At 28.0% G+C, this 17,686-nt stretch carries 5 protein-coding genes; all 5 read left to right on the top strand.

Annotated elements, in window-relative coordinates; genetic code table 11:
- The first annotated feature begins 394 nt into the window (after nt 1-394).
- The 5 genes from ABLL_RS08730 to ABLL_RS08710 all read left to right on the top strand — a co-directional run bounded on the left by ABLL_RS08730 (nt 395) and on the right by ABLL_RS08710 (nt 17,679).
- Nucleotides 395-2,959, top strand: a complete 2,565-nt coding sequence (locus ABLL_RS08730) for a TolC family outer membrane protein (RefSeq protein ID WP_014474430.1) — start codon at nt 395-397, stop codon at nt 2,957-2,959.
- Nucleotides 2,960-2,983: 24 nt separating this feature from the next.
- Nucleotides 2,984-5,143, top strand: a complete 2,160-nt coding sequence (locus ABLL_RS15205) for a type I secretion system permease/ATPase (RefSeq protein WP_014474429.1) — start codon at nt 2,984-2,986, stop codon at nt 5,141-5,143.
- Nucleotides 5,136-6,515 (top strand): HlyD family type I secretion periplasmic adaptor subunit, encoded by a 1,380-nt coding sequence (locus tag ABLL_RS15200; RefSeq protein WP_014474428.1) that lies wholly within the window; start codon nt 5,136-5,138, stop codon nt 6,513-6,515. Before ABLL_RS15205 ends, ABLL_RS15200 begins: the two co-directional genes overlap by 8 nt.
- Nucleotides 6,515-7,114, top strand: coding sequence for a response regulator transcription factor (locus ABLL_RS08715; protein WP_014474427.1), 600 nt, complete (start codon nt 6,515-6,517; stop codon nt 7,112-7,114). Before ABLL_RS15200 ends, ABLL_RS08715 begins: the two co-directional genes overlap by 1 nt.
- 104 nt (nt 7,115-7,218) lie before the next feature.
- Nucleotides 7,219-17,679, top strand: coding sequence for an Ig-like domain-containing protein (locus ABLL_RS08710; RefSeq protein ID WP_014474426.1), 10,461 nt, complete (start codon nt 7,219-7,221; stop codon nt 17,677-17,679).
- The last annotated feature ends 7 nt before the right edge of the window (nt 17,680-17,686 follow it).

Genomic DNA, 17,686 nt, shown 5'->3' with positions numbered 1-17,686 from the left:
ATAAATAAGACAAATCCCAAGAAATATGATGAAACAAAATATGTAATAAATTTAATAATTTTATTATGCGGATTTTTCAAAAAATAAATAATAAAAAAAACAGAAAAAATGAATAATAAAAAAGTATTAATTAGAAAAATTATTTTAATATTTAGCAATAAAATATCCTATTTTTATAATGTAAAATCAACTCATTTTCCCCTAGAAAAGCCAATTTGATGAAGGATTTTATCAAAAGAAAATTAATTTTAATTAAATAAGTAAAAAACTGTCTTAAATTATTGTCACTGATACTTTTGTGATACTTCTCATATATATAATTCAACGTAAGTCATCATTTTATAAATTATTTTTTAGTAATTTATAAAATTATATTTTAATCAAAGGGATTTAAATGGAATTAAAAGTTAAGAAGAGACTAATAAGTGTAGTCGCAAGTGTTTGTTTATTTAGTATAAATTTACAAGCTTTAACATTAAAAGAGAGTGTTTTAGAAGCATTGGATACAAATCCAATAGTACAAGAAAGACTTAAAAACTTTAATGAAACACAACAAGATTTAGAAATTACAAAATCAGAATGGCTTCCATCTCTTGATTATAGAGCAACTTTTGGGAGAAATGAAGCTGGTAATTTAAAAGATGAAACAAATGAAAGTAGTTATAATCATAATGTTATAGATGAAGGATACAATCACTACACACAGTCATTAAAACTTACACAAAATATTTTTAATGGATTTAGTACTACTCATAAAATTGATTATCAAAAAGCAAGAATTTTAGGAGCTGCTCATCATTATTTAGAAAATGCAAATGATATTGCATTTCAAATGGTAGGAGCATATTTAGATGTTGTTAGAAGTTATCAATTATTACAAAATGCAAAAGATAATGTAGTTATAAATGAAAAAATTTATAAAGATGTTCAATCTTTATATGATCAAGGATTAACAACTAAATCTGAAATGACAAAAATTTATGCTTCTTTATCACTTGCAAAATCAAATTTAGTTGTTCAAAAAAACAATAGTGTAGATAAAGAATTTAGATTTAAAAGATTGTTAGGTAGAGATGCAGATATTTCTTCTTTTACTCTTCCTGCATTAAACTATGCAATGCCTGAAAGTAAAGAAAGAGCAACAATGTATGCGATTCAAAATAATCCTTCAATATTAGTAAGTAATTTTAATATCAAAGGTGCACAGGCTTTATATAAAGAGAAAAAAAGTAAATTTTATCCAACAGTAGATTTAGAAGTAGAACAAGTATTTAATGATGTTAATAGAAGAAATAATTTTGATATGCCAGATGATAGATTAAAAGCATATGTTGTTCTTAGTTGGAATTTATACAAAGGTGGAGCTCATACAGCTGACGTTCAAAAAAGTAAAAGTACGATAAATAAAGAAGTTGAATTACAAAGAGATTTAAAAAGACAAACAATTGAAGGATTAGAGTTATCTTGGTCAGCTTATGAAATGTTAGGACAACAACTTGAAGAGTTATACAAATATTATGAATATTCACAAGAAACATTAGATAGTTATCAAAGTGAGTATGAAATGGGACGAAGAACTTTACTTGATTTATTATCTGCACAAAATGATTTAGTAAATTCAAAAAGTCAAATTATAAATGCTCAAATGGATAAACTTTTTGCTCAATATAGAATATTAGATGCAATGGGATTATTAGTAAATGCAGTTGTTGAAGATGAACAAGCTTATGACAAAATTGTTTCTCCAACTCTTAAACCTTTTGAAGTAGTAAAAGATGAGTTACCAGTAAAACTTGATGTAGATAATGATGGAATAGTTGATTCTTTAGATATTTGTGATAATTCTAAAAATAATGATGATATTACTCCTTATGGATGTTCTCAAAAAGAAGAAGATTCTGATTTAGACGGTGTTCCAAACTCTAAAGATAAATGTCCAGAAACTGTATTTGGTGCAACAGTAGATGCAAATGGTTGTGAAGTTGAGAATTCAGTAAATAGATTTACTGTAAATAAAGAAGATTATTTAAATAGTGTAATTGCTTATTCTGAACAAAGTCCAAAAAAATCTAATAAATTAGGTTTATATGATTATGAATTTAATGTGGCAGCAAACAAAAATATAAAATCGACACCTTTAGATAATCATTTAATGTATGATAATTTTGCACTAATAAAAAGATTTGATTTTGTAAATATGGATAATTTTGATTCAAATGATAACAATATATCTGAAGTTGCAAAAGTAATTAATAAATACAAAGATGAAGATATTAAAGTTACAGTTATTGGACATACACAAGCTATGGAAGATAAAGAAGAAAGTTACAACAAAGCTGCAAGTTATGCAAAAAATATAAAAGATGAATTAGTAAAAAATGGTGTAAATAAAGATGTACTTATTGAAGAATCAAGAGTTGATTATGACAAAGCATTCTTAGAAACAAATAGAGGAGATAAAACTCTTAATAATGTAGTTGCAATTGCCCTTTATGTACCTAAAAAAGCTGAAAAAGTTATTTTAGATGATGATAAAGATGGTGTAATTAATGAATTAGATAAATGTCCTAATACACCAGCTGGTTATACAGTTGATGAAAATGGTTGTACAAATAAAATAAATTTAGAAGTTTTATTTGAAAATAATTCAGCTGTTGTAAAAGAAGATACTAAAGAGAAAGTATTAGCTTTTGCAAAATATTTAAATGATAATAAAGAGTTTAATACAGTAATTACAGGACATGCAAGTAAAGATAAAAGTTCAGCTTCTTACAATCAAAAATTATCTGAAAAAAGAGCAAATGCAATAAAAGATTTATTAGTTGCAAATGGAGTTGAGTCTTCAAGAATTCAAGCAATTGGAAAAGGATTTGATGAACCAATAGCAAGTAATGATACTGCTGAAGGTCAAGCCTTAAATAGAAGAATTGAAGCTGAACTTATAAAAGTTAAAAAATAATGCAGAATATAAAAAAGGTGAAGAGTGAGTAATAAAATTTTAAAAACTAAAGATACCTTATTGGAATCTTTAGTTTTATATACAAGATTATTTCATAAACCTTTTTCTAGTGAATCTTTACTGTCAGGTTTGCCAATTGGCTCTAACCTGACAGATCAAATGCTTTTTTCTAAAACTAATTCAAAATCCTTATTTTCAAGAGCTGCTTCAAGAGCAGGATTAAAAACTACAATAATTGAAAAACCAATAAAAGATTTTTTAAATTTACAGTTACCTGTAATTTTGCTTTTATCAAATGAAAATAGCTGTATTTTAGATAGTTTTAATGCAGAAAGAACAAAAGCAAAGATAATTTTTGCAGGTATTGATGAACCTTTAGAAGAGTGGATAGAAATAGATAAGTTAGAGAATGAATATTTAGGTTTTGCTTTTATGTTAAAAAAAGCATATGAATACGAACATGAAAATGGTAAGAAAACACTTGATTTATCAAATCAAAAACATTGGTTTTGGAGTACTTTAGGATTTTCTAAAAAAATTTATTTAGATTGTATATTTGCATCAATCTTAATAAATTTATTTGTTCTTGCAACTCCACTTTTTACTATGAATGTTTATGATAGAGTTATTCCAAATAATGCCCAAGAAACACTTCTTGTTTTTACAATAGGAATAGTTATAGTTTTTTTATTGGATGCAATTTTAAAGTTTCTAAGAACATATTTTTTAGAAATTGCTGGTAAAAAAAGTGACATTATTATGTCTTCTATAATTTTTGAAAAAGTTTTAGATTTACAAATGCAGGCTCATCCTAAATCTGTTGGGTCATTTGCAAATAATTTAAAAAGCTTCGATAGTATCAGAAGTTTTTTGACAAATGCAACTTTAAGTGTGTTAATTGATTTTCCTTTTGCCATACTTTTTTTATGTGTAATATTTTATATTTCAGGAATTTTAGTTTTAGTTCCTATATTTATTATTTTAATTATTATTATTTATGCTTTTTTGATTAAAAAACCTTTACAAAGTAGTATTGAAAGTACTTATGAAGCAAGTGCAAAAAAGAATGGAATATTAATTGAAGCTTTACAAAATATTGAGACAATAAAAGCTCAAGGAATGTCAGGAAATATTCAATTTAATTGGGAAGAATCAACAGGTGAAATTGCAAATAAGAGTTTAAAATCAAGAATAATATCTTCTTCAATACCTACAATTACAGGATTATTAGTTGGAATAAATACAGTTTTGATTATTGTTTTTGGTGTTTATCAAATTCAAAATTTTGAACTTACAATGGGTGGTTTAATTGCAACTATGATTTTATCAGGTCGAGCTATTGCTCCTATGGGACAAATAGTTGGATTAATTACAAATTATGAAGATGCAAAAACTTCATTTAAAATGCTTGATGAAATAGTTAATAAACCTCTTGAAAGACCAATTGCAAGAGAATTTGTAAAAAGACCATCTTTAAGAGGAAATATTGAATTTAAAAATGTTTCTTTTAAATATCCAGATAGTGAAGCTTATGCTTTAAAAGATGTTAGTTTTTCTATAAAAGAGGGTGAAAAAGTTGCTTTTATTGGAAGAATTGGTTCTGGAAAATCAACTATTGCAAAATTGATATTGAAACTTTATGAGCCAGAAAGCGGTTCAATTTTAATTGATGGAATTGATATTTCTCAAATAGATCCTGCTGATTTAAGAAAAAAAATAAGTTATGTTCCTCAAGATATACATCTTTTTAGAAATAGTATAAAAAACAATATTCTAGGAAACTATAAATTTGTTGATGATGAATGGATGCTTGAATGTTCAAAAATAAGTGGAACAGATGAGTTTGTTAAACTTCATCCAATGGGGTATGATATGCCAATAGGTGAAAGAGGAGCTGGACTTTCAGGAGGTCAAAGACAAAGTGTTGGAATCGCAAGAGCTTTAATAAATGATTCTAATATTTGGTTATTTGATGAACCTACAAATGCTATGGATCAAACAAGTGAAAATCATATATTAACTAATTTAAAAGAAAACATAGAAAATAGAACACTACTTTTAGTTACTCAAAAAATGAATATGCTAGATTTAGTTACAAGAATAATAGTTATGAATAATGGTGAAAAAATTTTAGATGATGAAAAAATAGAAGTAATAAGAAAATTAGGAGCAAATAATGGCTAATTATAAAGAGATATTTTCTGCTTTTTTTCAAAAAACTCCTAAATTACCTAAAAAAGCATTAAATTTGAATGATTATGAATATATGAATAGTTTAAGTGCAGCTGTAATTCATACAAGACCTAAAAAATTACATTGGATTCTTATATCTTTTTTAATAACTATTACTATATTTTTGATATGGGCATCAGTAGCAAAAATAGATGAGATAGCAAGAGGAACAGGGAAAGTAGTTCCCAATGGTCAAAATCAAATAGTTCAAAATTTAGAAGGTGGAATAGTTTCTGAGATTTTAGTAAAAGAGGGTGATTTTGTAGAAAAAGATCAGATTTTAATAAAAATTAGTAATGAAAAATCAAACTCTACTGCAGCTTCAAATGAACTAAAATCATTGTATTTACAAGCTCAGATAAAAAGATTAGAAGCTGAATTAAAAAGAGAAACTTTTACTTATGAATTAACAGATAATCAACAACTAAATGATTTTTTAAATAATGAAAATGAGTTATATCAAACAAATGTAAAACAACTAGAATCAAAAATATTGATTTTAAAAGAGCAAATTAAACAAAAAGAGAATGAATTAAAAGATGCAAGACAGACTATTGCTCATATGAGATTTTCTGTTGATGCTATTTCAAAAGAAGTTGAAATGACAAAACCTATGGTTGATAGAGGAATTCGTTCTCAAGTTGATTTTCTAAAACTTCAAAGAGAACAAAGTGATGCTCGACAAAAACTTCAAAGTGTGATTTTATCTGTAACAAAAATTGAATCAGAGATTTTAGAAATAAACAAAAAAATTGATGAAACATATCAAATAAATGATTCAGAAACAAGAAAAAAATTAAATGAAACAATTACTTCATTAAAAGATGTAGAAGCAAATTCTGTTGCATCAACGGATCAAGTTTTAAGAACAATTGTAAAATCTCCTTCAAATGGAATCGTACAAAAACTTCATATAAATACTATTGGAGGAGCAATAAAACCTGCACAAGATTTGATAGAAATTGTTCCCACTGATTATAAATTGATTGTTGAAGTAAAAATTTTACCTAAAGATATTGCTTTTATTTATCATGGACAAAAAGCAATAGTTAAATTTTCTGCATATGATTTCTCTATTTATGGTGGTTTAGATGGTCATGTTATAAATATAAGTCCAGATACTATAACAGAAAAAGATGATAAAACTTATTATTTAGTAAGAATTGAAACAGAAAAAAATTATATTGGTGAAAAAAATAAATCTATGAAAATTATCCCTGGAATGGTTGCTGATGTAGATATTATTACTGGTAAAAAAACAATATTGGATTATATTTTAAAACCAATATTAAAAACAAAACAATATACATTTACGGAAAGATAATGAAAATAGCACTTTATAGCAATGATATTGCACTTATTTCTAGATGGGAAAATATTTTGAATAAATATGAAACAAATATTATAGAAGATTATGAAGACTTATCTAATTTAAAAAATTCAATATTGATTTTAAGTGATTGTGTAAATTTAGAAAATAGTGATTTTATCATTTCTCTTTTATTAAGAAACTCTAATAAGATTTTAGTTTTAAAAAGAGTTCCTGAATTTGAAAATGCAAGAAAATGGCTTGAAAAAGGTGTGCAAGGTTATGGAAATTGTTTAATGACTTCTTCATATTTAAATTCAGCCGTTGAAGCTATTTCTAATAATTATATTTGGTTAATGCCACAAATTACAACACAGTTGTTAAAAAGTATGGTCGAAAACAAAGATAATAAAAATGATGATGAAAAACTTTTTGAAATTCTAACAAAAACTGAGAAAAAAATAGCAAAGTTACTAAAAAATGGATATACAAATCTTAATATTAGTCAAGAACTAGATATATCAATAAATACTGTAAAAACACATATAAAACATATTTATGAAAAATTAAATGTAAAAGATAGATTATCTTTTGCAGGATTATTTTCTAAATAAAAATCCAAAAATCTTCTTAAAATCACCCTTTTGGGTGATATACAAATAAAAAAATATAGACTAAAATCCAAATATAATAGAAAAAAATCAAAAAAGGAAAAACTATGGCAACAATTGCAGGAAGTGTAAAAAGCTTATCAAGTGGAATTTTTCATGCAAAAGATGAAAATGGTAATATTAGAGTTTTACAAGAAGGTGATACAATCTATGAGAATGACACGGTTTATGGTGACAATGGAAATTCTTCATCATCAAAAATAGAAATTCTTCTTTCTGGAAATGATGTTATTGTTTTAAGTGAAGGTCAAAAACAATTAATAGATTCTTCTTTAATTGAAACAGCTTTTGGAACAGAAGAGTTGTTTTTTACAAGAGAAGGTTTAGATTTAAAAGCTGATGAACATAATTCAAATGCTGATGTTGTAAGTGATTTACGAGATGCTGAATTTACAAATGAACAAAAAGATGCCAATGATGAAGGTTCTTTTACTGATGCAAATAACAGTGATGTTACAAAAGAAGAAACAGCAGAAGGTCAAGAAGAAGCAGAAGATGAAACAGCTCCAACTGGTGAATTTCAAGCAAGAGATGGAAATGCAACTGATATAGTAAGTGATTTAAGAAATGCTCAATTTAAAGCAAGAACACAAGTATTTGAAGATAAATCTTTTTTTGAAAATGAATCAAAAGATAGATTAACATCTCCTGGAAATATTGATAGACCTGAATATACAAATCCTCCTGTACCGACTCCAACTCCTCCTACTCCGACTCCACAACCAGTTGTGACACCTCCTGTGATAGAAACACCAACAGTAATTATTGGGAATTTAAGTGTGAATGATGTTAGTTCTTATGAAAGTGAAGGATTTTTAGTATTTACAGTTTCTTTAGATAGAAGTGTTGCTTCTCCTGTAACTTTTGATTATGTAACTTCACCAATTACAGCTACAAATAATGGTATTGATTATACTGATGTTAGAGGAACAATAACAATACCAGCAGGAAGTAAAACTGTTACTATAAAAGTTCCAATTACTGATGATTACATATCAGATAATGGTGAAACAATGAAAATTAATATTTCTAATGTTGTTGGAAATGCAAATATTACTAAACCACAAGGTATTGGAACAATTTTAGATAATCCTGTAAATAATCCATCAAACGGAACACCAGGAACGCCATCAGAGCCAGGTGGATATGGTGAAGAAGATAGTGTATATGCAATTATAACAGGTGCAACAACAGTAAATGAAGGTAATACAACAACATATACAGTAGAACTTGTAGATAAAGATGGAAATCCAGTAATAGTTACTAAAGAGACAGAAGTAACAATAAAATATACAAATGTAACAACACAAGATGGTGATACAGAACTTAATAACAATAATACAATAAGTGTAACAATCCCAGCGAATGGATCAACAAATACATTTACAGTAGAAAGTATTGATGATTATTTTGCAGATAATGGTGAAAAATATAATGTTGCTATTACAAAAGTAGATACAAATGAGTTTGAGAATGTAGTAATAGGTGACAAAAATGGAAATAATAAAGATGTTACTACTACTATTTTAGATAATCCATCAACAACAGATAACCCAACAGTACCAACAGACCCAACAAATCCAAATAACCCAGATGATGGAATAAATTATGGTGAAGAAGATAGTGTATATGCAATTATAACAGGAGCAGTAAGTGTAAATGAGGGTAATACAACAACATATACAGTAGAACTTGTAGATAAAGATGGAAATCCAGTAATAGTTACTAAAGAGACAGAAGTAACAATAAAATATACAAATGTAACAACACAAGATGGTGATACAGAATTTAATAACAATAATACATTAATTGTAAAAATACCAGCGAATGGATCAACAAATACATTTACAGTAGAAAGTATTGATGATTATTTTGCAGATAATGGTGAAAAATATAATGTTGCTATTACAAAAGTAGATACAAATGAGTTTGAGAATGTAGTAATAGGGGATATTAATGGAAATAATAAAGATGTTACTACTACTATTTTAGATGATACAGATAATACTCCAAACAATCCAAATGATGGTGTTGAAGCAAATCATGAATCTGTTATAATCAAACTTGTAGCTTGCGATGCTTCAGGAAACCCAATATTTGAAGCAGATGGAAAAACATATAAAATTATTAACGAAGTAAATGAGGGTAATAATGCAAAATATATGGCATTAGCATTTGAACCTAATAGTACAACTTTTACAACAGAAACAAAATTATCATTACAAGGTGGAACAGTAACTGTTGATACAGCAAATGGAACAGCTGTGGGTGTAACAACACAAACAAAAGAAGATGGTACAGAAGATTTTATTTTAGTTAAAGATAAAGTTGTAAATATTGGAGTTGCCTTTGAAGTAGTAACTGTAGATGACTATATTTCTGATAATAATGAAACATATACTGTATCTATAAATAGTGGTTCATATACTCATCCAACAACTCCAATCTATGAAAATGTAAACATAAATACTCAAGCAGTTACCACAACAATAAAAGATAATAGTAATCCAATTAATGATACTACTCCTCATAATCCAAATGATCCTACAAATCATAATCAAGAAAGTGATAAAGAAATAGTACTTATTAAACTTTTTGCAGCAGATGAAAATGGAAATGTTATAAAAGATGGAAATGGAAATTATCTTTTGGCAAATGAAGCAGAAGAAGGAACAAATGCAAATTATATAGCTTATGCATTTGAAAATGGAACTATAACTTTTAATGATACTACAAAACTTTCTGTACAAACAGGTATTGTAGATATTAGTTTTCAAAATGATACTGCAACAGGTTCTCCAACTAAAACTTTAACTGATGGAACACAAGATTTTAATAATACACCAAAAACATCAGTATCTATAGGAGAAAGTTTTAGTACAGAAGTTTTTAAAGATTTAGTATCTGAATCAACAGAAAAATATACAGTTACAATAGATAATAACTCTTATAGTGGTAATTATGAAAGTGTAAATATTGATACAAATCCTGTAACTACTACAATACATGAAGAAAAATTATTTGTGAAAATTGAAGCAATTACGGATACTACAAATGAAGGTGGAAATTTAAAATATAAAGTTTCTATTGTAAATAGAGATGGAGAAGAGATAAAAGTACCAGCTGGTAAAAGTATCACTGTTGATTTAAATTATGAAGGAAATACTTCAAAAGAAGCAGCAGAAAATACAGATTATACACCTGTATTAAGTGTTACTATTACTGGTGGAAATAGTTCTTATGAATTTGAAGTTCCAACTATTGATGATTATTATGCTGAAGGTGATGAAGGATTAAAAATTACTATAAATAATATAGATAATTCTGATAGTGCATTTGAAAATATAGTATCTCATACAACAGCTAATGGTGCATCAAGTGATAAAATAACAACAACTGGAACAATCAAAGATAATCCAGCAAAAATTGATGAACCAAATACATCAACTGGAACAGATGAACCAACAAATGGGAATTATGGAGAAGAAGATACTGTTTATGCAATTATAACTGGACCTGAAAATGTAAATGAAGGTGATACAACTACAAGTTATACTATAAAATTAGTAGATAAAGATGGAAATGAAGTAAAGGTTACAAAAGATACAAAAATAACAGTAACATACAATAATACTACTACACAAGATGGTGATACAGAATATAATAATGGTAATACAATAGAAGTTACAATTCCAGCTAATAATTCTTCAAATACTTTTACTGTTGATACGATTGATGATCCATATAAAGATGATGGAGAAAAATTCAAACTTACAATAACTGATATAGAAAATACAGGTGAGTTTGAAAATGTAAAAATTGGTGATAAAAATGATGATTATAAAGATGTAACTACAACTATTCATGATAATTCAACTAATCAAACTACAGAAACAGATGTGGACTCTGTAAAAATTGTACTTGTAGCAGTAACATCTGCAACAACTACAATAGCAGATATTACAAAAGCTGATGGAACTTTAAATATAGAGAATACAAATCAAACTCCTGAAGGTGGAGATCTTTATTATATTGCTGTTGCAGTAGATAATGATGGAAAACCTCTTGCAACTCAAGATGGAACAGTAACTATAAATTATGGAACAACTACTGATAATACAGATAAAGATGCAACAGCAGGAACAGATTATGATAATACGACAGTTGTATCAACAACATTAGGAACAGCATTTAGTGTGAATGCAAAAGACGATTATTATGCAGAAGGTGATGAAAACTTTACTGTTAAAATTACAAATTTAACAAATTCACCATACGAATCACCATCTATTGATACTTCAAATGATACAGTGATTTCAACAATTACAGACAATCCAGCAAAAGTAGAACAACCAGATACAGGTACAGAAAATGACAATCCAACAGATGGAAATTATGGGAAAGATGATACTGTTTATGTAAAAATTACTCAAGCATCTTCAACAGTAGAGGGTGGAAATTTAGTACATACTATAACTTTAGTAGATAAAGATGGAAATCTAGTAACTGTACCAGCAGGGCAAACTGTAACTGTAAATTTAACTTATTCAGTAAATAGTGGAGATTTTACTGAAAGTGATTTATCTACAATAGTAAAACAAGTAACAATTACAGGTGGAAATAGTTCTGTAAACTTTACAAATGTAACAAAAGATGATTTTACAAGTGAAGGTGATGAAATTTATAATGTAACTATTTCAAGTGTTACTCAATCAGGAGCTTTTGAAAATGTTGCAATTCACACAGATAAAACTACAACAGGAACTATCAAAGATGGTGTAACTATATATAAAGATGGTGAATATATAGATCCTCAAAATGCAATAGTTGATGAAGATAATTTTGATGTAACGGATTCAAGTTCTACAATTAGTAATAAAGATGGAAATGCAAGTGATGGGGTAAATAGTTATCAAGGTGAATATTTAAATATTTTAAAACCAAATATTGATGATAATTACTCTTTAGTATTTGATAATACAATAAATGTTTATAGTGGAGATAAAGATAGTACTACAGATTATGGTTTACCAAATTTAAAATCAGCTGGAGAAGATATACATTATCAAATTATTGGAAATAAAATCATTGGATATATTGGTGCTGATGTTGGAAATGGTACAGTAGATCAAAGTAATAAAGTATTTGAAATTACATTAAATAAAGATAGTTCTATTCTAACTGGTACTACAACTAAAGATAATTATACATATACTCAATACAAAAATATTGACCATCCAATAGGTGGTACAGTAGGAACTACTCCAGGAATAGATGATAATATCACATTAGAATTTGGATTTAAAATAACAGACCAAGGTTCAACAAGTGATGTTGTAAATTTTAAAGTAACAGTAAATGACTCTTTACCAAAAGCTACAGATTGGACAGAAAATGTAAATGAAGATGGAAATGTAAAAATAGTAATTAGTCCTGAAAACTTCCTAGAAGGGAAAATTGATATTAGAGTAAAAGATGGTGATTCTTTTACAACTTTATCTAAAAATGATACTATAAGAGTAGTTGATCCAAATGATTCTACTAAAGAAATAGGGACTCTTACAAATAATGGTGATGGTACAGTAACTTTTGTACCAGATGCTGATTATAGTAATTATGCTGATACACCTTGGTTTGAATATAAAGTAAGTGACTTTGATGGTGATAATTCAGGTGCAAGAGTAAATATAAATGTTAAACCAGTTGCAGATGCTCCAACAATTACAGTAAATGATGTAACTTCTTATGAAGATGCTTCAACTTATAATGATACAAATACTGGTAATCAAGCAGAAGGAGAAAATAAAATACCTTTAGGATTAATTACTCCTACTTTATCAAAAGATCAAACTGATAAAAATAGTGGTACAGGAGATAATCCAGAAAGAAATGGAGAAATAACTCTAACATTTACAAATGCAGACAAGGTTGATGGTGCAAAAATCTTTAGTGGTACAGATGAAATTGCAACAATAGATTCTGCAAATCAAACCTTAAAAATTGTGATTTTAACAGATGATAAATCAGGCGTAGATTATAGTTACCATCATAAAGATGTACAATTAGGAGCATCTAATACTTTATATCTTACAAAAGCAGAGTATGAAGCATTACAAATTCAACATGCTGAAGACAATGATACAGATATAAAAATCAAAATTGATGTAACTTCTTATGAAGTAGATGATAGTGGTATACCACTTGACACAACTACTTATGGAAGTCAAGTAGAAAATGAAACAACAGCGAATATGACTGTAAAAATAAATCCAGTAACAGATGCTTTTACTTTAAATTGGGATGGTACTATAAATTCTCAAGTTCAATCAGTAGATACAGGAACAAAAACTATTATATTCAATAATATTCAAGAGTACAATCCAAATCCACAAAGTGGTTCTATAATTGATACTTCAATAGATTTAAAAGCACTTCTAACTAATACAAGTGGAAGTTCATCTGTAGGTGGTACTGATACAAGTTTAGATTTAGATGGTTCAGAAAAACGAAGTTATACTATAAAACTTACAGCAGGTCTAAATACTGAATTACCTGAATATATCTATATTACAATAGGTGATAAAACAGATGTTAAAGTTTATAAAGATGGAAATGATGAATATACAATAGACTTTGATGATAATGCAAATAAAACAGCAGATCCAGATTTTAGTATGAAGTTCCCTGATTATTGGAGTGGGAAAGTAACTGGAACTATTACTTTAACATCACAAGATAAAGGTGTTGATAGTACTGATACAGCAGGAACAAAAGAGAGTGATAGCGTTAATTTCGAAGTTACTGTTGAACCTGTAGCTCAATTAGCAACTATTCAAGTAGCACAATCAGTTGGATATGAAGATGCAGGAAGAACTGATGGTAATAGTTCAAATCCTAATGATATTATTGACAATCCATCAGCTGGAATACCTTTAAATATTAAAATAAGTTCAGATGATAAAGATGGTTCAGAAACATTTAATGTAAAAATAGAAGATCTTCCAAATGGTTCAGCATTATATGTATTTGATAAAAGTTTGAACAGTGGAACAGGTGATTGGGTATTAGTAGATAAAGATTTTGTATCTTCAGGAAATATAACAGTAACTCAAAATAGTGGGAAATATACAATTGAAATAAATGATTATCAAAATGATAAATTATCAAAATTTATTCCAGTACATAATGATGATACAGATTATACTTTAAAAGTATCTTCACAAACAGTTGATACTAATGGAACAACAACAAATACAAGTGCTTGGACAGCTCCAAAAAATATAGATGTTATTGTAAAAAATGTTGCTGATGCACCAGTTGGAATGGATTTAGATACAAATATAAATGTTGATGAAGACAATCAATTAAATTTAAAAGATATTTATGCAAATTCAAATTTACTTGCTTCTTCTGATAGTAGTGAAGAATTAACAATTAAAATAGCTTTACCAACAGGATTTACAGTAGATTTAGGTAGTCCATATTATATTGAAGATGGAATGTATGTAGTAAAAGCAAGTGATATAAAAGCTGGAAATATTTTAATAAATGTTCCAGAAAATTTCAGTGGAAGTGCAAGTTTTGATTTAACTTATGTAACTACTGAAAAAGCAGGAGAAAATGATAGTAAAACTTGGGATATTCAAACTATAAATATTTTTGTTAATCCAATATCAGATGATGTGTCAGTTACAACTTCTTCTACTATTTATGAAGATAATCAGGGTGGAAATGGAAATAAAATAAACTTAGTTCCAACTTTAACTGATACAGATGGAAATGGAATAGAAACAATAGAAGGAGTTAAATTCTTAGCATCAGAAGTACCAACTGGATTTAAATTATACACAGATGCAAATATGATAACTGAACTTACACCAACAAACGTTAGTGGTACAAATTATTATGTATTGAGTCAAACACAATGGGAAAATGGTATTTATGCATTAAATACAACTTCAAATGATGCTGATAAAAATGATAATTTTACTTTAAATATTATCTATACAATAAAAGATACAAATGGAAGTGAATCTGATACAAAAGATTTTACACATGTACATACAGTTAATGTTCAAGCAGTTACTGATGCTCCAAGTTTAAGTGTTGGAACAATTACACAAGAATCAGGAAATGTAACAGTAAATGGTACAACTGTAACTGTAAATCAAGAAGATTCACAGTTTAAAGTTCCAGTTACAACTACAAGTTCTGATACAGATGGAAGTGAAACTGTACAACAAATAGTAATAAGTGGTGTTCCTATGGGAGTTGAAGTTATTGGAGCAACATATTATGGATATTCAGGAAATGAGCATAATGGTATTTGGGTTATAACTGCTCCTGCTGATAGTGCTTTAGATGTAAATGGTGCATTACAAGATATTACATTTAAAGTAAATCAAGGTGCAAATTTTGAAAGTAGGGATATAACAATCACAACTTATACAAAAGATATTGATGCAGAGGTTAAAAGTGCTTCTCAAACTATTCATATTGAAAGAACATATCCAGATGGAGTAAACCCTGGAATACCTGCTGATTTAGATTTAACAGTTCAAGCAGCTAGTATTACAGAAGATACTGAGTTTAATTTAGCAGAGGCATTAGTAGTTGGTGGTACTGATGGAGTTGGTGGAGCAGTTATTACTATCTCAGATATTCCAGATGGTTCAACAATCACGGGCTATGATTATTCTTATGAAGAGGATGGAAAAACTTACTATGTAGTAGTTGGAAGTGGAAATGCTGCTGATATGAACACTAAATTGTCAAATGTACTTATAACAACTCCAAAAGATATGAATTCTGATCAAGTAGGAGCTTTAAAAGGTGACTTTACATTTACAGCTAATATCGCAACATATTACAATGGAGCATTTGATAAAGGAAATACAGTATCATCAACACAAACTATATTACCTTTAACAGATGCAATGACTGTTGCAATAGATGCAAATAATATAAATGAAGATGGTACAAGTAATCTTTCTATAACTTTATCAAATCCAAATGATGGAGTTAAAACAGAACTTGTTGGTAGTTCTTTAACTATTACTGTAACTGAAACTTGGGCAGATACACTATCTGGTGCAACTGATGAAAAAGGAGAATTATGGTACAACGGTTCAAAATTAACTCCAAATGGTGATGGTACATATACTATTCCTTTAGATGCTGGATATGTAATGGGTAGTCAAATAACTGGATTTGAATATAAACCTGCTGAAAATAGAAATGGAAATGTAAGTTTTGAAGTGAGTGTTCAAAATAAAGAAACAGGAAGTAGTGTAACATTAGATTCAAAAGGTAATACAACAATATCTGTAACACCTGTAATTGATGTAGAATTGAATGCTTCTGTTGTAACTGCAACAGGTACAGAAGATGTAGCAGTTACAGTTGGAAGTACAACTTTAGCGAATCCTGTTAAACTTGAAATAACTTCAGGTACATTTACAGATGGTTCTGAAAAACTTGGGAATATTATATTGGATGAAGTACCAAATGGATTTACAGTTTGGTATAAAGATAGTAATGGTGATTTAATAATGGCAACAAATATTGGGCAATCAGGTACTGGAACTTTTGATTTAACGCCAAATATTAGTGGTGATGCAGATGTTCATAGAAACAAGTGGTTAATTCCAGCTTCAGCAGATGGAAGTATGCCAGAAGTTTATATTAATGCCCCAGAAAATTGGTCAGGTGATTTTGATTTTAAAGCTAAATTTACAGTTAGTGAACAAAATTTATCGATATCAACTCCTATTGAAGTTGATGTAACAGGGCATATTGATGCTGTTGCTGATGGTGTAACTATTGATCCAACTATGACATTTGGTGATGCTTATTCATGGGTGAGTTTAAACTTAAATGCAAATATGAAAGATACAGATGGAAGTGAAACTATGACTTTAGAATTGGGCGGATTAGATGAATCTGCTCAATTTAGATATAGTGATGGTACAGTTTTAAGTGGTGCAAGTTGGGATGGAAGTAAATGGACTATAGAAGGAATAGCTTTTGATCAAATAAATAATATAGAGTTATTACATGATAAATCTGTATCAAATGTATCTGTAACTGCTAAAACAGTTGATACAGATGGAACAACGACTGAAGAAAGTTCAACAGTTAATAGTTCATTTGATTTAAAACTTTCAGATGTTTCGGGTAATTTCACTCTTGATTCAGGAGTTAGCTTAGATTTTAACAAAATTGCTGATTTATCATCAAATAGTACTTTAAAAAATATTAATACTATTGATTTAAGTCAAAGTGGAGAAAATAAACTTGAAAATATAACTTTACAAGATGTACTTAATATGACTGATAGCAGTAATACTTTAAAAATTACAGGTACAAATGAAGATAAAGTTACATTCTCTGATTCAGGATGGTCAAAAACTGCTGGTTCTGGAAGTGATAGTGGATTTGATGTTTATACAAATAGTGCAGATAATACTGTTCAGGTTAAAGTTGAACAAGATATTCAACATATTTAAGAATTTA

The sequence above is a fragment of the Arcobacter sp. L genome (assembly GCF_000284235.1).
GTDB lineage: Bacteria > Campylobacterota > Campylobacteria > Campylobacterales > Arcobacteraceae > Aliarcobacter > Aliarcobacter defluvii.
This window is presented reverse-complemented; position numbering and strand designations above follow the sequence as displayed.